At 66.1% G+C, this 17,032-nt stretch carries 13 protein-coding genes and 1 pseudogene; 6 read left to right on the top strand and 8 right to left on the bottom strand.

Annotated features, from left to right (window positions below; genetic code table 11):
* Positions 1 to 5: 5 nt before the first annotated feature.
* Complete coding sequence (locus J6525_RS00870) at positions 6 to 1,244, top strand: TIGR03862 family flavoprotein (RefSeq protein WP_225641593.1); 1,239 nt, start codon at positions 6 to 8, stop codon at positions 1,242 to 1,244.
* A gap of 134 nt (positions 1,245 to 1,378) precedes the next feature.
* Here the strand turns inward: J6525_RS00870 and J6525_RS00865 are convergent, their stop codons facing one another.
* Positions 1,379 to 2,596: an MFS transporter gene (locus J6525_RS00865; RefSeq protein ID WP_225641321.1), complete on the bottom strand. Its 1,218-nt coding sequence runs from the start codon at positions 2,594 to 2,596 to the stop codon at positions 1,379 to 1,381.
* Positions 2,597 to 2,689: 93 nt separating this feature from the next.
* Here J6525_RS00865 and J6525_RS00860 point away from each other — a divergent pair.
* Positions 2,690 to 3,588: pseudogene (locus J6525_RS00860) on the top strand (LysR family transcriptional regulator).
* A 111-nt stretch (positions 3,589 to 3,699) separates the two neighbouring features.
* On the opposite strand, the gene J6525_RS00855 reads toward J6525_RS00860, so the two are convergent.
* The 3 genes from J6525_RS00855 to J6525_RS00845 all read right to left on the bottom strand — a co-directional run bounded on the left by J6525_RS00855 (position 3,700) and on the right by J6525_RS00845 (position 7,226).
* Positions 3,700 to 4,779, bottom strand: a complete 1,080-nt coding sequence (locus J6525_RS00855) for a D-TA family PLP-dependent enzyme (protein WP_225641319.1) — start codon at positions 4,777 to 4,779, stop codon at positions 3,700 to 3,702.
* A 127-nt stretch (positions 4,780 to 4,906) separates the two neighbouring features.
* The gene (locus tag J6525_RS00850) at positions 4,907 to 6,721 is read right to left on the bottom strand and encodes an ABC-F family ATP-binding cassette domain-containing protein (RefSeq protein ID WP_225641317.1); all 1,815 of its coding nucleotides are present in this window, start codon (positions 6,719 to 6,721) and stop codon (positions 4,907 to 4,909) included.
* Positions 6,722 to 6,725: 4 nt separating this feature from the next.
* Entirely contained in the window at positions 6,726 to 7,226 is a 501-nt protein-coding gene (locus J6525_RS00845; RefSeq protein ID WP_225641315.1) for a YaiI/YqxD family protein, read from the bottom strand.
* Between the two features lie 135 nt (positions 7,227 to 7,361).
* Here J6525_RS00845 and J6525_RS00840 point away from each other — a divergent pair, with 135 nt between their 5' ends.
* The gene (locus tag J6525_RS00840; protein WP_225641313.1) at positions 7,362 to 8,165 is read left to right on the top strand and encodes a hotdog family protein; all 804 of its coding nucleotides are present in this window, start codon (positions 7,362 to 7,364) and stop codon (positions 8,163 to 8,165) included.
* A 167-nt stretch (positions 8,166 to 8,332) separates the two neighbouring features.
* Here J6525_RS00840 and J6525_RS00835 read toward each other — a convergent pair whose 3' ends face one another.
* A complete protein-coding gene (locus J6525_RS00835; RefSeq protein ID WP_225641312.1) occupies positions 8,333 to 10,705 on the bottom strand; it encodes a xanthine dehydrogenase family protein molybdopterin-binding subunit in 2,373 nt (790 codons plus the stop codon).
* A 197-nt stretch (positions 10,706 to 10,902) separates the two neighbouring features.
* Here J6525_RS00835 and J6525_RS00830 point away from each other — a divergent pair, with 197 nt between their 5' ends.
* From J6525_RS00830 to J6525_RS00820, 3 genes are all read left to right on the top strand, one after another.
* Entirely contained in the window at positions 10,903 to 11,946 is a 1,044-nt protein-coding gene (locus tag J6525_RS00830; RefSeq protein WP_225641310.1) for a Ppx/GppA phosphatase family protein, read from the top strand.
* A 166-nt stretch (positions 11,947 to 12,112) separates the two neighbouring features.
* Positions 12,113 to 12,814: an RlmE family RNA methyltransferase gene (locus tag J6525_RS00825; RefSeq protein WP_092081821.1), complete on the top strand. Its 702-nt coding sequence runs from the start codon at positions 12,113 to 12,115 to the stop codon at positions 12,812 to 12,814.
* Positions 12,815 to 13,047: 233 nt separating this feature from the next.
* Complete coding sequence (locus J6525_RS00820; protein ID WP_176936848.1) at positions 13,048 to 13,884, top strand: Crp/Fnr family transcriptional regulator; 837 nt, start codon at positions 13,048 to 13,050, stop codon at positions 13,882 to 13,884.
* A 26-nt stretch (positions 13,885 to 13,910) separates the two neighbouring features.
* On the opposite strand, the gene J6525_RS00815 is transcribed toward J6525_RS00820, so the two are convergent.
* The 3 genes from J6525_RS00815 to J6525_RS00805 form a co-directional block, all read right to left on the bottom strand.
* The gene (locus J6525_RS00815) at positions 13,911 to 14,108 is read right to left on the bottom strand and encodes a hypothetical protein (RefSeq protein WP_225641308.1); all 198 of its coding nucleotides are present in this window, start codon (positions 14,106 to 14,108) and stop codon (positions 13,911 to 13,913) included.
* 119 nt (positions 14,109 to 14,227) lie between these two features.
* A complete protein-coding gene (locus J6525_RS00810; RefSeq protein ID WP_092081825.1) occupies positions 14,228 to 14,809 on the bottom strand; it encodes a phasin in 582 nt (193 codons plus the stop codon).
* 641 nt (positions 14,810 to 15,450) lie between these two features.
* A complete protein-coding gene (locus J6525_RS00805) occupies positions 15,451 to 16,938 on the bottom strand; it encodes a DHA2 family efflux MFS transporter permease subunit (RefSeq protein ID WP_225641306.1) in 1,488 nt (495 codons plus the stop codon).
* Positions 16,939 to 17,032: the final 94 nt, after the last annotated feature.

Below are 17,032 nucleotides of genomic sequence, written 5' to 3'. Positions count from 1 at the left end.
ACGCGATGTCGTCATCGCCCAATAAACACATCGCCGTCGTTGGAGCCGGACCTGCCGGCCTGATGGCGGCGGAGGTGCTCGCGCAAGGTGGCGCACAGGTTACGGTCTACGATGCGATGCCGTCGGCCGGCCGCAAGTTCCTGATGGCCGGCCGTGGCGGGCTCAATCTTACCCACTCTGAACCGTTGCCGGATTTCCTTGCGCGCTATCGCGAGGCGATGCCGCATCTGAAGGCTGCGGTCGAGGCTTTTCCGCCTGAAGCACTGCGCGTCTGGAGCGAGGCGCTGGGGCAGCCGACATTCGTCGGCAGCAGCGGCCGCGTATTCCCTGAGGCGTTCAAGGCGTCGCCCCTGCTGCGTGCCTGGCTGCGGCGGCTCGATGCCGCCGGCGTTGCGTTCGCATTCCGGCATCGCTGGATCGGATGGGACGCGCGCGGGGGATTGCTGTTCGAGACGCCGGACGGCCAGCGCACAGTCAAGGCCGATGCGACCGTGCTGGCACTCGGCGGCGCGAGCTGGCCGCGGCTCGGCTCGGACGGCGCCTGGGCGGAGATCCTCGCCGCAAAGGGCGTTGCCATGGCGCCGATCAAGCCAGCCAATTCCGGCTTCACGGTTGCCTGGTCGAATATCTTCCGCGACCGGTTCGAGGGCCAGCCGCTCAAGGGCGTCGCGCTCACGATTGGTCCGCATACGGTGCGCGGCGAGGCGATCGTCACCCGCGCCGGCATCGAGGGCGGCGCCATCTATGCGCTGTCGGCGGAATTGCGCGAGGCGGTGCTCGCGAAGGGAACGGCGACACTGACGGTGGCGTTGCGGCCCGATGCCGCGCGCGACGAACTGGTCGCGCGTCTGTCGGCGCCGAAGGGCAAGCAATCCCTTTCCAATTTCCTGCGCAAGGCCGCGCAACTCTCGCCGGTCGGCATCGGGCTGTTGCAGGAGGCGACCGTCGCCGCCGGCCGTTCGCTGGCCGCGTTGCCGCCGGCCGAATTGGCCGAGCTGATCAATGCGGTGCCGATCAAGGTGTCAGGCGTGGCACCGATCGCTCGCGCGATCTCGAGCGCCGGCGGCATCAGGTTCGACGAGCTCGACGCGCAGTTCATGCTGCGGCGGCTGCCCGGCGTCTTCGTGGCCGGTGAGATGCTCGATTGGGAAGCGCCGACCGGCGGCTATCTGTTGCAGGCGTCGTTTGCAACCGGCGTCGCCGCTGGGAAGGGCGTGTTACGATGGTTCGTGCAGAAATCGTAGCTCTGTAGGATGGGTAGAGCGAAGCGAAACCCATCAACTTTTTTCCGCGCGGAAGCATGATGGGTTTCGCGGAGTTTATCATCGGGCCGCGCTTTGCGCGGACCCGTTGGCTCTACCCATCCTACGGGATAGGCTCATTCCGAGCCGGTCTTCGTGGCGAGGTCGGTGATGAATCCGAGCACACCGAACGTCGCGGCCACTGCGCACACCGCGGTCCAGCCACCAAAGCTCCACGCCGCGGATGCCGCTGCCGCGCCGACGGCGCCGCCGATGAAGAACAGCGCCACGAACAGGCCGTTGATCCGGCCGCGCGCCTCGGCGCGCAGCAGGTTGACGGCGCGGCGGCCGAGCGTCTGGTCGGTGGTGATGCCGAGATCGAGCAGGATGGTGCCGAGGCTCAGCGCGACGAGTGCTGCAATCCGCGACTCCAGTACGCCGGCCCAAGCGCACAGCGCGAGCGATGCGGATATCAGCAGGTGCGAGCCGATCAGCATCGGCCGTGCCAGGCCACGGTCGCCCCAGCGGCCGGCCAGCGGCGTCGCGACGGCGCCGGCAACGCCGATCAGTGCGAACAGTGCGATGCCCCTGGCGTCGAGCTTGAACGGCGCGTCTGGCAGGCGTAGCGCCACGGCGGCCCAGAACGCGGTGAACGAGGCCATCACCAGCGCCGCGGTCCAGGACCGGACGCGCAGCACCGGCTCCTCGCGCAGCAGTGTCGGGAACGAACGCAGCAGCGCGCCGTAGCTGACCTTCGCCGCCGGCTGTAGCGTCGGCAGGGTGCGCGCCAGTGCTGCGGCGAGCACCGTCATCAGCACGGCCGAGGTGACATAGTAGCCGCGCCAGTTCCAGCTGTCCGCGATCAGGCTCGCCATCGGCCGCGACAGCAGGATGCCGATCATCAGGCCGCTCATCACATCGCCGATCGCCTGTCCCCGGCGCTCCGGCGGCACCATCGACGCAACCAGCGGCACCACCATCTGGATCGCGGCGCACGACGCGCCGAGGATGAAGGTGGCGGCCAGCAGGATCAGCGGCGTCGGCGCCATCGCGGTGCCGATCGCCGCGACGATAGCGCAGGCCAGCGTCCGCAAGATCAGCCGCTTGTTCTCGACGAGGTCGACCAGCGGTACCAGCAGCAGCAGCCCGAGCGCGTAGCCGAGCAGGGTCAACGTCGAGATCAGGCCGGCCTCTAGCGCGGTCATGCCGAGCGAGCGGCCCATCAGACCGACGAGGATCTGCGGCGCAAAGAGATTGGTGACGACGGTGCCGGTCGTGATGGCGCCGATCCAGATCAGCGGACGCACGGCGACGGTGCGCGCCGGGGAGAGTTTGGTGGCTTCGGAGATGGTCATGGGACCTCGCGATGGAGTGGCGAGGCCCCCTTTAGGGGATCGGGATAATATGCTACAATTCAAATAAGATGATGAAGAATATGCGAGATTATTATGAACACCCATGACCTCGTGGCGTTCGTCGCCGTGGTCGAGACCGGATCGTCGCGGCCTCGGCGCGGCTGAACCTGACCCAGCCCGGCGTGACGCGGCGGATCCAGAATCTCGAGGAGATGCTCGGCGCGCAGCTGCTCGACCGGCTATCGAAGCCGCTGAAGCCGACGGCGGCGGGAATCGAAGCCTATGAGCAGGGCCGCCGGCTGCTGCGCATGCTCGACGACCTCAAGTCAGGCGTCGCCAATGACGGCGTGGTGCGCGGCGAGTTCAGGCTCGGCCTGACACCGTTTTTGTCGGAGGCCGGGCTGACCGGACCGCTCGATGCGGTGCGCGGCGAATTTCCGGCGCTGGCGGTGCGCGTCGTCTCCGGCTGGTCGCCCAACCACATGGAGCGGGTCAGCCGCAACGAGCTCGATGCCGCTGCAATCTGTTTGCCTGACGGCACCGCGCCGCCCGACGATCTCGTGGCCGACGATCTCGGCGCGCAGCCGGTGGTGTTCGTCGTCGCGCGCGACATGAAGACGCCGAAGTCGGTCGATCTCGAATGGCTGTCGCGGACCGGATGGGTGATCAACCAGGACGGCTGCGGCTTTCGCCAGACGCTGAAGCGTCAATTCGATGCGGCGCATCTGCCGTTCAACATCGCGGTCGAGGCGCTCGACAGCGAGCTGCGGCTGTCGCTGGTGGCGCGCGGGCTCGGCATCGGCCTCGTGACGCCGGTGGCGCTGAAACGAAGCCCGATCCGTAGCCGGCTCAAGGCCGTGAAGATCGCGGATTTCAATCCCGCAGTCCGCGCCTGGATCGTGCATCGCCCGCCGGCCGGCCGCCTGGCGCGGCCGATCGAGGTGTTTCGCGCGGCGCTGGACCGCGAGCTGCAGGCGCTGATGCGGGAGTAAATGCGGAGTTCGTAGGATGGGTAGAGCGAAGCGAAACCCATCAACTTCGATCCGCAGTGACATGATGGGTTTCGCTACGCTCTACCCATCCTACAAGGTCTGTGTATGCGGCTACCGCAGCTTGCCCCGCGCCGTCACCGGCAGCGCACCGATGATCTCGTCACCGCGCACCATCACGACCTCGTCCATCATGTTGACGACGACGCAGACGTGATTGGGCACGATTCGCACCACGTCGCCGACATTGGGCCGCGTGTTGCTGCGAGACAGATCGAGGAAGCCGTGCTCCTCGGCGAAGCGCGCGATCCTGGCCTCCGGATGTTCGAGAATCAGGCCGTGGCCTTCGAGGCCGCCGGTATCCGAGGTCAGCGTCTTGGAGCCGGCATCGAGGATGCCGCGCTCGGGGCCGGCGCGGCTGACCACGGTGGAATAAATATGCAGCGCGCAATCGTCCCAGGTCGCGACGCCGGCCGCGACCTGCATGCGGTCGTTGTAGATGTAGGTACCGAAGCGATGCTCGGTGCCGCCCTTCAGCTTGCCGAGATTCTTCAGGTTCGGCGTGCCGCCGGTGGAGACGATGGTCGCGTCGAGGCCATGGGCGCGCACGCCGGCCAGCGCCTCGTCATAGAATTTCTGCGCATCGGCCCAGCCGGTCTCGGTCGGATACAGCATGAAGCCCGCGAAGCTGAGGCCTTTGGAGGCTGCGATCTCGCGCGCCAGCGCGATCGCCTCGGCCGGCGTCTCGACGCCGGCGCGCTTGCGGCCGGTGTCGCATTCGACCACGACCGAGAGCGGGCGGCCGGAGGCGGCGGCGGCCTTCGGCAGGTCGCCGACGACGACGGAATTGTCGGCGGCGACGGTGACGTTGGCCTTGCCTTGCAGCGCGCCGAGCCGTGCCATCTTCTCGTCGCCGAGCAGATTGTAGCTGATCAGGATGTTGTCGATGCCGGCGTCCGCCATGATCTCGGCCTCGCCGAGCTTCTGGCAGGTAATGCCTTTGGCGCCGGCCTTGATCTGCAGCTGCGCCAGCATCGGGTTCTTGTGTGTCTTGATGTGCGGGCGGTTGGCGACGCCGGCCTCATCGCAGGCCTTCTGGATGCGCGCGATGTTGCGCTCGACCCGGTCCATGTCGATCACGGCGCAGGGCGTGCCGTATTCCTTGGCGATCTTGGCGGCGAGGGGCGTGGTCATCGGGGCGGCTCCATTGCAGAGTTTCTGTCATTGCGAGCGGAGCGAGGCAATCCATCTGCCCGCATCTGCGGTTGCATGGATTGCTTCGTCGCTCCGCTCCTCGCAATGACGGCAAGAATCATTGTGTTCACGCTTGCTCGATCTCTTCACGCAGCACCTCTAACTCGAGCCAGCGGTCCTCGGCGGCGGCGAGCTCCTCCTGCGCCTTTGCGATCGCGGCCGAGGCGGCGTCGAATTTCTTGCGATCCTTCGTATAGAGATCGGGATCGTCGAGCAGCTTCTGCTGCTTGGCGATCTCGTTGTGCAGCTTGTCGATCGTCTTCGGCAAGGTTTCCAGCGCGTGCTTCTCGTTGAAGCTCAGCCGGCGCCTCGGTGCTGCTTCGGGCGCCGCGGCCCTGGCTTCCTTCTTCTCTTCGGTCGCGGCTTCCGCCTTCACCGTCTCGCGCTTCACGTCGGCGCCGCGCTGCGCCAGCATGTCGGAATAGCCGCCGGCATATTCGATCCAGCGTCCCTGGCCTTCGGGCACGATCACCGACGTCACGACGCGGTCGAGGAAGTCGCGGTCGTGGCTGATCAGGATCACCGTGCCCTCGTAATCGCCGAGCATGTCCTCGAGCACGTCGAGGGTTTCGAGATCGAGGTCGTTGGTCGGCTCGTCCAGGATCAAGAGGTTGGACGGCTTGGCCAGCGCGCGCGCCAGCATCAGGCGGCCGCGCTCGCCGCCGGAGAGCGCTTCCAGCGGCGTGCCGCGCTGCTCCTGCGCGAACAGGAAGTCCTTCATGTAGCCGATGACGTGCTTCGACTTGTCGCCGACCATGACGTGATCGCCGCGGCCGCCGGTCAGCGCCTCGGCCAGCGTCAGCTTCGGGTCGAGGCTCTCGCGGTGCTGGTCGAGGGTTGCCATCTCGATATTGGCCCCGAGTCGCACCGAACCGGAGTCGGGCGGATCGTTGCCGATCAACAGATGCACCAATGTGGTCTTGCCGGCGCCGTTCGGGCCGACGATACCGAGCCGGTCGCCGCGCTGGATCCGGGTCGAGAAGCCGTCGACGATCTTGCGCTCGCCGAACGCCTTCGCGATGTTCTTGGCCTCGATCACCAGGCGGCCGGACTTCTCGGCTTCGGCGGCGGCGAGCGTGGCATTGCCGGTGGCGCCGCGATAGTTGCGGCGCTGGTCGCGCAGCGCAAAGAGATTGCCGAGCCGCTTGACGTTGCGCTTGCGGCGGCCGGAGACGCCGTAGCGCAGCCAATGCTCCTCGTTGACGATCTTGCGGTCGAGCTTGTGCTGCTCGCGCTCTTCCTCCGCCAGCACCTCGTCGCGCCACGCCTCGAAGGCGCCGAAGCCGCGCTCGATCTGCCGGATCTGGCCGCGGTCGAGCCAGGCCGTGGTGCGCGACAGATTGGTGAGGAAGCGGCGGTCGTGGCTGATCAGCACCAGCGCGCAGCGCCGGCTTTCCAATTCGCCCTCGAGCCATTCGATGGTCGGCAGGTCGAGATGGTTGGTCGGCTCGTCCAGCAGCAGGATATCGGGCGAGGGCGCCAGCACACGCGCCAGCGCCGCGCGGCGCGCCTCGCCGCCGGAGACATGCGCGGGATCTTCCTCGCCGCTGAGGCCGAGTTGCTCAAGCAGATAGCGCGCCTGGTAATGGTCGTCGCCGGGGCCGAGGCCGGCCTCGACATAGGCGAGCGTCGTCTTGTGCTCGCCGAAATCCGGCTCCTGCGGCAGATAGCGGATGGTGGCGCCGGGCTGCACGAAGCGGCTGCCGGCGTCAGGCTCGACCAGGCCGGCCGCGATCCGCAGCAACGTCGACTTGCCGGAACCGTTGCGGCCGATCAGGCAGACACGCTCGCCGGCGGAGACCGAGAGCTCGACGCCCGTCAGCAGCGGCGTGCCGCCGAAGGTCAGGCTGATGTCCTTGAGCTGGATGAGAGGCGGAGCCATCGCGCTAACCCTGCTGGCTCGCCTGCGCGTGCTCGGCGCGACGGCGCTGGATACGGCGGATGGTCTGGTCGAGCGTCGACAGGAAGGTCGAGCGGTCGCGCGGCGAATATGATTTCGGCCCGCCGGTGATCTCGCCGGACGAGCGCAGATCGGTCATCAGATTGCGCACCGCCAGCGTCATGCCGATCGACTGTTCGGTGAACGGCTTGCCGTTCGGCGCGATCACATCGGCGCCGGCCTTGACGCAGCGGCTCGCCAGCGGGATGTCCGCCGTGATCACGACGTCGCCTTCATGCGCGCGTTCCGCGATCCAGTCGTCGGCGGCATCCATGCCGGAACCGGCGGCGATGCGCTCGATCAGCGGATCCTGCGGCACGCGGATGAAATTGCCGGCGACCACGCTGACGGACACGCCGTGCCGGATCGCGACGCGATAGATCTCGTCCTTCACCGGGCAGGCGTCGGCGTCGACATAGATGCGGGTGGGAGCTGCGGTTTCAGTCATCGATTCCAGGGTTGGCAGGCGCGGCCTGCGTGTACTCCATCGGGCGGAAAATAGCGAGCAAAACGAGAGGCTTGTCACGCTGCCCGGTTCGACTACGATTGCCTGAGAAAAACAACGGAAATAAGGGGAAACACCATGGATTCGAAGACGCCTTCACTGACCTACCGCGTCTCGGCGTACAACACCTCGAAACTGTCGGAGAACAAGATCCACGACGACACGGTGGCCCGAAAGTTCGGCTTTTCCGGCGGGCTCGTGCCCGGCGTCGACGTGATGGCCTACATGATGCATCTGCCGGTCGAGAAATGGGGCCGCGATTTCCTCGCGCGCGGCCTGATCGAGGCGCGCTTCGTGAAACCGGTCTATGACGGCGAGATCGCGGAATTGACCGGCCAGGAGACCGGCAATGGGCTCACGATCGAACTCCACAGCCGCGGCGAGCTCTGCGCCACCGGCACCGCGTCGCTGCCGCCGTCGGCGCCGAAATTCGTGCTCGACGACTACAAGCAGATCGCAGCTGTCGCCGAGCGCAAGCCGGTCAGCGCGTCGTCCTATGAAGAGGGCAAGTGGCTCGGCACCATCCCGCGCGACTGGTCGGGCGATGCCGCGAAGGAGTATCTCGCCGATATCAGGGAGACCGACCCGATCTACTTGCGCGAAGGTCTCGGCCATCCCGGCCTGCTGCCGCGAGTGATGAACAAGGTGCTGGTCGACAATGTGATCCTCGGGCCCTGGATCCATGTCGGCACCCGTATGCAGCTGCTGTCGGCGGGCAAGATCGGCGACGAGCTGACCGCGCGCGCCAAGGTGACCGGCAATTACGACAAGAAGGGCCACCGCTTCGTCGAGCTCGACGCGCTGGTGCTCGGCAATGGCGTGCCGCTCGCGCATTGCTGGCACATCGCGATCACCCAGCCGCGCGAGCAGGCCGCGGCGTAACTTTCCACCTCTCCCCGTTCTTCACGGGGAGAGGTCGGATCGCATCGCAGATGCGATCCGGGTGAGGGGCAAGGCACAATTCCAGTTACAACGACCTTGCTCGCCGGATGGAGCCCCTCACCCCAGCCCTCTCCCCGCAAGAGCGGGGCGAGGGAGCAGGAGAGCCCTCACGCCGCGCTCGCCTTGGCATCCTGGATCGCGCGCCAGACGCGTTCGGGCGTCAGCGGCATGTTGATGTGCTTGATGCCGTACTCGGAGAGCGCGTCGACCACGGCGTTGACGATGCAGACGAGGCTGCCGGCGCAGCCGGCTTCGCCGCAGCCCTTGGTGCCGAGCGGGTTGGATTTCGCCGGCGAGGGATGATCGCCGACCAGCATCGACGGCACGTCGCCGGCACGCGGCAGCGCGTAGTCCATGAACGAGCCGGTGATCGGCTGGCCTGAGGCGTCGTAGCTGACTTCCTCCATCAGCGCCTGGCCGATGCCCTGCGCGACGCCGCCGTGCAGCTGGCCCGCGACGATCATCGGATTGACCACGACGCCGAAATCGTTGACCGCCGAGTAGCGCACGATCCGCGTCACGCCGGTGTCGGGATCGATCTCGACCTCGGCGACGTGGCAGCCGTTCGGGAAGGTCGACGCCGTCTCCTTGGTGGCGTGATCGACGTCGAGCGTCTCCGGCGTGCCCTCGGGCATCTTGCCGGCGCGCATCCGCTCGGCGAGCTCCATGATACCGATCGAGCGGTCGGTGCCGGCGATGGTGAAGCGGCCGGCGCCGAATTCGATGTCGGCCTCGGAGGCCTCCAGCATATGCGCGGCGGCCTTCTTGCCCTTCTCGACCACCAGCGCGGAAGCCTCGACGATCGCCTGGCCGGTCGCGGTGATCGAGCGCGAGCCGCCGGTGCCGTTGCCGAACCGGACCAGATCGCTGTCGCCCTGTTCGAGGGTGATCTTCTCGAAGGGCACCCCGAGCTGGTCGGACAGCACCTGCGCGAACGGCGTGGCGTGGCCCTGGCCGTAATCCAGCGTGCCGGTGGTGAGCTTCACCGAGCCGTCGGGCTCGAAGCTGATCTTGCCGAGCTCGCCACTCGGCGGCGCGGTGACCTCGAGATAGGAGCCGACGGCGATGCCGCGCAGCTTGCCGCTCTTCTTGCTTTCCTTCTTGCGCTTGGCGAAGTTGTCGTAGTCGGAGATCTCGAGCGCCTTCTGGAACACGCCGGCGAAATCGCCGCTGTCATAGGTGACGCCGGAGGCGGCCGGGAAGGGCAGCTGCGACGGCTTGATGAAGTTGCGCTTGCGCAGCGTGAAGCGGTTGATGCCCATCTCGTCGGCGGCGGCATCGATCAGCCGCTCCATGTAGTAATTGGCCTCGGGCCGGCCGGCGCCGCGATAGGCGCCCATCAGCGTGGTGTTGGTCAGGACCGTCTTGATGTCGACGCCGAGCAGCGGCGTGCGATAGACGCTGGCGAGGTTCTTGCCGGTGTTGAGCGACAGCGGGCCCGGCGCGACGCCGGTGATGTAGGCGCCGAGATTGCCGTAGCCGGACAGCCGCACCGCGAGGAACTTGCCGTCGGCATCGAGCGCGAGCTCGGCATGGATCAGCTGCGCACGGCCCTGGCTGTCGGAGAGGAAGCTGGTCGAGCGCTCATCCAGCCACTTCACCGGGCGGCCGAGCTCACGCGCCGCATGCGCGATGCAGGTGTATTCGGGATAGTTGAGATTCTTCATCCCGAACGAGCCGCCGACATTGCCGGTGAGGATGCGGACCTTGTCGGCGGGCACGTTGAGCAGGCGCGCCAGGATCGCCTTGTTGCCGGAGACGCCCTGGGTCGGCACCTGCAGCGTGAAGCGTTCGGTTTTCTTGTCGTAATGCGCGAGGGCGACGCGCGGCTCCATCGAGACCACGGCGACGCGGGTGTTGACGATGTCGAGCTTGGTGACGTGCGCCGCGCCGGCGAACGCCGCCTCGATCTTGGCGGTGTCGCCATAGTGATAGTCGAGCGCGACGTTATCGGGGATGTCGTCATAGAGCTGCGGTGCGCCGGGCCTGGCGGCTTCAGCCGCGTCGGTCACCGCGGGCAGCGGCTCGATATCGACCGCGACGGCCTCGGCGGCATCGCGCGCCTGCGCCGCGGTCTCCGCCACCACGAAGGCGACGGGATCGCCGACGAAGCGCACCTTGTCGGTCACCAGCGCGGGACGGTTGGTCTGCTTGAGTGGCGAGCCGTCACGGTTCTTCAGCGGCAGGCCGCAGGTGAAGGGGTTGTAGCCGGCGGCGGCAAGGTCGGCGCCGGTCCAGACCCCGAGCACGCCCGGCATCGCCCTGGCGGCCGCCTTATCGATGCCCTTGATGATTCCATGGGCATGCGAGGAGCGAACCATCCAGCAATAGGCCTGGCCGGGCAGCGAGAAATCGTCGGTGTATTTGCCCTTGCCGCGCACCAGGGTGTCGTCCTCCTTTCGTCGAACAGGCTGTCCGACACCGTATTTTTGCAGTGCGATAGCGTTTTCGAGGGAGGCAGGCGGCGTGTGATCTTGCATCGAAAATGACCTGAAATGCCCGGATTTGCTGGAGTTTGGGGGCGCTGAGGAGATAACGCACACCCCCCTTAACGACAACGCCCGATTGGGCATGGACCCAATGTGAACGGAGTTTGCGTAGGGCTTTGACGCTGCTAAAGTTTCCGTGAACGATAATTATTCGGCGGGCCTTTTGGTCCCGCGGAAAGACAGTTTTGATGAACGACCATGTGCGGCTTTGCGACGGCCCCCCGGCCAGCGAAGCCCCGCCAGGGTTGGTTGCGGCAGCGGCGGAAAGTGGCGTCTACGCCGCGCTGGACCTTGGCACCAACAATTGCCGGCTGTTGATCGCCTGTCCCGCCGGCGACGGGTTCCGCGTGGTCGATTCATTCTCGCGGATCATCAGGCTCGGCGAGGGCATCGCCGCCACGGGCTCGATCAGCGAGGCCGCGATTGAGCGGGCGATTGCCGCACTGGCCATCTGCAGCGACAAGATCCGCTATCGCAAGGCGCGCCGGCTCCGCCTGATCGCCACCGAGGCCTGTCGCGCCGCCGGCAATGCCGAGAGCTTTCGCGCGCGGGTGGCGGCCGAGACCGGCATCAAGCTCGAGGTGATCGATCGTGAGACCGAGGCGACGCTCGCGGTGGTCGGCTGCTCGCCGCTGCTCGATCCGAAGGGGCGGGGCGCCATCCTGTTCGATATCGGCGGCGGCTCGACCGAACTGGTGCGGATCGAGCGCGACCCCAACGCGCCCGACGCGGCGCCACGCATCAAGGCGTGGATGTCGATCCCGCTCGGCGTCGTCACGCTGGCCGAACATTTCGGCGGCAAGAATGTCACCAGGGATATGTATGCGCGAATGATCGATGAGGTCGCGCGGCACGTTGCGCCGTTCGCGGCCGAGCATGGCAGGGATCTGCGCGACATGCACATGCTCGGCACCTCCGGCACCGTGACCACGCTTGCCGGCGTGTTCCTCAACCTGTCGCGCTACGACCGCCGCCGCATCGACGGCATCTGGATGAACGATTGCGACGTCACCGCGACGATCCAGAGGCTGCTCGGCATGAGCTATGAGGCGCGCGTCAACAACAACTGCATCAGCGTCGAGCGCGCCGATCTGGTGCTCGCCGGCTGTGCGATCCTCGATGCGATCCGCAATGCGTTCCCGATGCCGCGGCTCCGCGTCGCCGATCGCGGCCTGCGCGAGGGCATGCTGGTCGAGATGATGCGCGAGGACGGCGCGCTGCGGGCGTGCTAGAGCGTTTCTTGCCTCGCCCCGCTTGCGGGGAGAGGCCGGATTGCATGTCAATGCAATCCGGGTGAGGGGCACTCTCCACGAGCGCATCTCTCATCTTCATTGCGGAAACAGTCCCTCACCCCAACCCTCTCCCCGCAAGAGCGGGGCGAGGGAGTAGAGAAGCAGTATGGCGAAAGACACCACCGGGCGGCTGCACGTCACGGTCAAGAGCGGCGGCAAGCGCAAGCTTTCGTCAAAACTCTGGCTCGAGCGCCAGCTCAACGATCCCTATGTCGCCAAGGCCAAGGCGATGGGCTACCGCTCCCGCGCAGCTTTCAAGCTGCTCGAGATCGACGACAAATACCGTCTGCTCAAGCCGGGCATGACCGTGGTCGACCTCGGCGCGGCGCCCGGCGGCTGGAGCCAGATTGCGGCCAAGCGGACCGGTGCTGTCGACGGCAAGGGCAAGGTGGTCGCGATCGATCTGCTGGAGATGGGCGAGATTCCCGGCGTCACCTTCGCGCAGCTCGACTTCCTCGACCACGACGCGCCGGAAAAACTGATCGCGATGATGGGCGGCCGCGCCGACATCGTGATGTCCGACATGGCCGCCAACACCACCGGCCATCGCAAGACCGATCAGCTGCGCATCATCGGCCTGGTCGAGACCGCCGCGCATTTCGCCGGCGAGGTGCTCAATCCCGGCGGCACGTTCCTGGCAAAAGTGTTCCAGAGCGGCGCCGACGCCGAGCTGGTGGCGCAGCTGAAGCGCGATTTCGCCACCGTCCGCCACGTCAAGCCGTCCGCCAGCCGGCAGGATTCGTCGGAGCGCTACGTGCTGGCGACGGGATTCCGCGGGCAGCAACAGCCGTTGTTGCGAGGGGCGTAGCGACGAAGCGTTCGCCGAAGCCTCCGCGAAGGCAATCCAGATCCCTCATAGGGCCCGGCCGGAGCGCTGCCCGGTACGCGAGCGCGTCCCGAGCTGACCTGAATCCATTGGAACTCTTTCCGTTACGGCGTATTCTATCTTCCCGGCGCGGTCTGTTCGTTGCGTGTTTCGGCCTGGCGCCACGGCAGGATTTTGCAGCGAGCCGCGCCTCCGTCTTGCGGAGCTCTTCCGTGATGGAACGCAGGTCGAGCATAGGTAATCGCCTTCTGGCGGCCTTGCCGCCCGCCGACTTTGATTTGCTTGCGCCTCATCTCCGCAAGGTGTCGCTCGAACGCGACGCCGTGCTGGTGCGGTCGGGTGACCTCGTCGAACAAATCTATTTTCCCTGCACGGCATTGATCGCGTTCGTCATGGACATGCCGAACGGACAGGCCGTTGCGACGACAATGATCGGCAACGAGGGCGCCGCCGGCATCCTGTCGACACTCAGGTCAATACGCTCGCCGATGACTGCGGTGGTTCGCGTCGCGGGCACGACGTGGCAGATTTCGCCGGCACGATTTCACGCCGCGCTCGCGCACAGTCACGGGCTCGCCAGTGCGGTGCAGCTCCATATGCGGTCGTTGCTGGTCCAGTTCCAGCATATCGCGGCGTGCAATGCGCTCCATTCCGTGGAGGCCCGCCTGGCCCGGTGGCTGTTGCAGGTTCACGATCAGATCGGCGACGACACGCTGCCGCTGACGCAGGAGACGCTGTCGGAATTGCTGGGCGTGCGACGAACGACCGTGACCCACGTCGTGCACAAGCTTCGCGCCTCGGGCGCAATCCGCTCCAACCGGCGGAGCTCGATCGAGGTCGACAGGCCGCGGCTCGAAACCGCGGCCTGCGAGTGCTACGAGATCATGCGCGGCAGGATCGACCGCATCGTATCCGCGGAAGGGTTGAGGTCGTCCGGTCACGGCGCGCCGCCACATGGACCTCGGCGTTCGCACGCCGGACCGTGGACCAATGGCGACAAGGTTCATGCACACACGCGCGGCGCGGGTGCTGAGCGATCACGAAGCCATTGAACGCGGTTGCAACGCAGACGCGGATGTCAGGACGCCTTGCGCAATTCCTGCTCGGGATCGTGGACCCACGCGTCCCCGGCGAACCATTCGTGATTGGTCCGACAGCTCGTGCAATAGCTGCGCGAAAAGAACACGGTGCTGCACCGGAACGTCTCGCGGTCGGATTTCATGCCGGTACTGATCGCACGTCCCGTCCGCGGGCATTTGATCATGATGACGCCCACCTTGGGTCCTCCTCCAATGTCAGGAATTGCTGGTCCCGCGCACCGTCCGCTGGACCGCGCCCCTTCTATTGGAGACGCTTGGTCCAGCCGGCCTGGGAGCGGGGGGGGGGGGCGGCTCCTCAGGAAGGTGTTTTCAGGGCCTTTGCAAAGCTCTTCTTGATCGGCTCGGAGGTCTCGGTCGCGACTTTCTTCGCGATCTCCCAGAGCTCCTTGTTCTGCGCGGTCGTCGCTTCGAAATTCTTGCGGCCGTGATCGGCCGAAAGCTGGATGACTTCCGACAGCGATCTGGTGCCGGCGAGTTCGGATATGAACGCGAGGGCCGAACTGGCGTTGGAATGCGAGATCTCGATCACCTTGGCTGCGTAATCCGCGGCGCCCTTGGCGTTGACCGCGTATGCTTCCTTGAGCAGGACGGAGATTTCCTCCGAAGCTTCCTTGGCCTTCTCGAACTGTTCTCGGGCACGCCTTGCATTTTGTTCGGCGATACCCTGAAAGGCCTGAGGCAATGCGAACAGGGGCAGGCCAAAGCCGCCGGCTTTCGGATTATCGCTCACTTCATTCGTATGGACGTCACTCACTGGCTCTGATCCTTTCAAGCGAAACCTGATCAAGGAAAATCCGCGCCTCGCGGTGCACGGACGCTGGGGAAGCGCACCTGGAGCGCTTCCTTCCACATGGCTTTTTGCTGAATGCCGGGTCACCGCGTGCCCGCTTGAGCCGGACTATGCAGGATCGGCGGCGTAGCTTCCGTTCGCTTTCTGACTCTCGCGGAGATTTTTTTCCGGGACGAAGCGGCGGCGATTCATCGAACACATCTCGACCGCTTGCGCCAGGAGAGCCTGGCCGGGCGCGGTCCCGGTCGCGACACGCGCACGAAGGCAATTCAGCGCGACCGGTTGGAACCTCGGCGCGCGGCCGGAGTCGATTCCGTTGCTCCCGGCCAATGCCCCCCAAGCCCACCGGGAGAAAACCCCAACTGGGTTGGCGGCCTTGGTGCAGCGTCAGGTTTCGCGCACTGGGGCCGTTTCTTGCAGGACTGGAAAATCGGGCGACGCAAGCGCATATTTCCCAGATGGCGACCATTGTTCAATGCAATTGCGGCGCCGAGTACAGACGCACTGAAGAGAAGTTCTTGGTGCCGCATACGGGTGATGCGATTTGCACGGTCTGCGGAGCAGCGCTGGAATCGTGGCTGGAAGCGACCCACGTTCCCACATACGAACTGATCGAACGTCCGGATCGAAAACAGCCAGGCGGAATGACCGGCCACCCCTGATGGTCTGGTCGTGACCCTGACGGCGACTCGCGGTGTCCGTGCCTCGGGAACGGCTCGTTCGATCGACTAGCCGAGGCGTTGATCGCGCGCGTTCTGGGTGTCCTCGGTCGCGACCTTGACGGCTTCGGTCGCGGCGCGCTTCTCGGCGCCCTTGCGGCTCGAGATGTCGATCGCCTTGCGGCCGGCGATCTCGTTGCCGGCCTCAGCCGGCATCTGCCAGAAGAACCAGGCCGAGGCCGCCGAGATCAGCGAGACCACGATGAAGGCGGGCGCGAACACGTCGGCGGAGAGCTCGGTCTGGTGATGCAGCGCCAGCGTGGTTTCAACCGAGAACGCACCGACCGCGACGCCGGCGGACACCGCGAGCTGCTGGTTGACGCTGACGAGGGTGGTGGCCCGGCTCATTTGCGGCGCCTCGACCTCGGCATAGGCCACGGTGTTGATCGCGGTGAATTGCAGCGAGCGGAAGAAGCCGCCGACCACCAGGATGGTGAAGATCAGCATCAGCGGCGTCGAGATCGTGAACAGGGCGCAGGCGGCGAGGAAGGCCGAACTGACCACTGCGTTGACGGTCATCATGTTGCGGAAGCCGAAGGCGCGGATGATGCGCGCCGCCAGCGTCTTCATGCCCATGGCGCCGACCGCCGACGCAAAGGTGACGAGACCGGACTGGAATGGCGACAGGCCGAAGCCGACCTGCATCAACAGCGGCAGCAGGAACGGCAGCGCGCCGATGCCGAGCCGGAACATGAAGCCGCCGACGATCGACGCGCGCATGGTCGGCAGCCGCAGCAAGCCGAAATCGAGCACCGGCGAACCGGTCCGCCGCGCGTGGATGACGTAAAGCGTCATCGAGACCGTGCCGACACCGACCAGCGCGGCGACGATCGGCCACGGCAGCAGATTGAGCCCGGCCACCGACAGTCCGAAGGCGATGCCGGCGAGGCCAATGCCAGCCAGCACCAGTCCTATCAGGTCGAAGCGCTCGGGATCCTCGCTCTTGATCGGGTCGATGTATTTCAGCGCCAGAAAGATGCCGAGCAGCCCGATCGGGATGTTGATCAGGAAGATCCAGTGCCAGGAGAAATAGGTGGTGATGAAGCCGCCGAGCGGCGGCCCGATCACCGGGCCGATCAGCGCCGGGACCGTCACCCAGGCCATCGCGTTGACCAGCGCACTCTTGTCGACCGAGCGCAGCAGCACCAGCCGCCCGACCGGGGTCATCATCGCCCCGCCGAGGCCCTGCAGGATGCGGGCGAACACGAAATCGGTCACCGAGGACGACAGTGCGCAGCCGATCGAGCCCAGCATGAACACGCCGACGGCGCCGGCAAACACGATGCGGGCGCCGAAGCGGTCCGCGGTCCAGCCGCTCGCCGGGATGAACACCGCGAGCGACAGCAGGTAGGAGGTGATCGCCAGTTTCAGCGTCAGCGGGCTGGTGCCGATATCGGCGGCGATCGCCGGCAGCGAGGTCGCGATCACCGTGGAGTCCATGTTCTCCATGAACAGGGCGGTGGCCACGATGAGCGGGATCAGGCGTTGCTTGTTCATCAAAACAGGACAGCTGTGCTGAAAAGGCGGGCGAGCGGGCCATATCATCCTGCCCTCGGCCACGCTATTGCGGAACCGGCCAAACGCCCTAAAT

Origin of the sequence: Bradyrhizobium australafricanum, from assembly GCF_020329495.1 — a bacterium.
Lineage (GTDB): Bacteria > Pseudomonadota > Alphaproteobacteria > Rhizobiales > Xanthobacteraceae > Bradyrhizobium > Bradyrhizobium australafricanum.
The sequence above is the reverse complement of the archived record's forward strand: the minus strand, read 5'-3'. Positions and strand labels throughout refer to the sequence as shown.

Coding starts and splice junctions, on each gene's coding strand:
- J6525_RS00835 (WP_225641312.1), bottom strand. CDS start 10,705: ATGCAAGATCACACGCCGCCTGCCTCCCTCGAAAACGCTATCGCACTG.
- J6525_RS00870 (WP_225641593.1), top strand. CDS start 6: ATGTCGTCATCGCCCAATAAACACATCGCCGTCGTTGGAGCCGGACCT.
- J6525_RS00840 (WP_225641313.1), top strand. CDS start 7,362: ATGGATTCGAAGACGCCTTCACTGACCTACCGCGTCTCGGCGTACAAC.
- J6525_RS00830 (WP_225641310.1), top strand. CDS start 10,903: ATGAACGACCATGTGCGGCTTTGCGACGGCCCCCCGGCCAGCGAAGCC.
- J6525_RS00845 (WP_225641315.1), bottom strand. CDS start 7,226: ATGACTGAAACCGCAGCTCCCACCCGCATCTATGTCGACGCCGACGCC.
- J6525_RS00805 (WP_225641306.1), bottom strand. CDS start 16,938: ATGAACAAGCAACGCCTGATCCCGCTCATCGTGGCCACCGCCCTGTTC.
- J6525_RS00855 (WP_225641319.1), bottom strand. CDS start 4,779: ATGACCACGCCCCTCGCCGCCAAGATCGCCAAGGAATACGGCACGCCC.
- J6525_RS00825 (WP_092081821.1), top strand. CDS start 12,113: ATGGCGAAAGACACCACCGGGCGGCTGCACGTCACGGTCAAGAGCGGC.
- J6525_RS00820 (WP_176936848.1), top strand. CDS start 13,048: ATGGAACGCAGGTCGAGCATAGGTAATCGCCTTCTGGCGGCCTTGCCG.
- J6525_RS00850 (WP_225641317.1), bottom strand. CDS start 6,721: ATGGCTCCGCCTCTCATCCAGCTCAAGGACATCAGCCTGACCTTCGGC.
- J6525_RS00865 (WP_225641321.1), bottom strand. CDS start 2,596: ATGACCATCTCCGAAGCCACCAAACTCTCCCCGGCGCGCACCGTCGCC.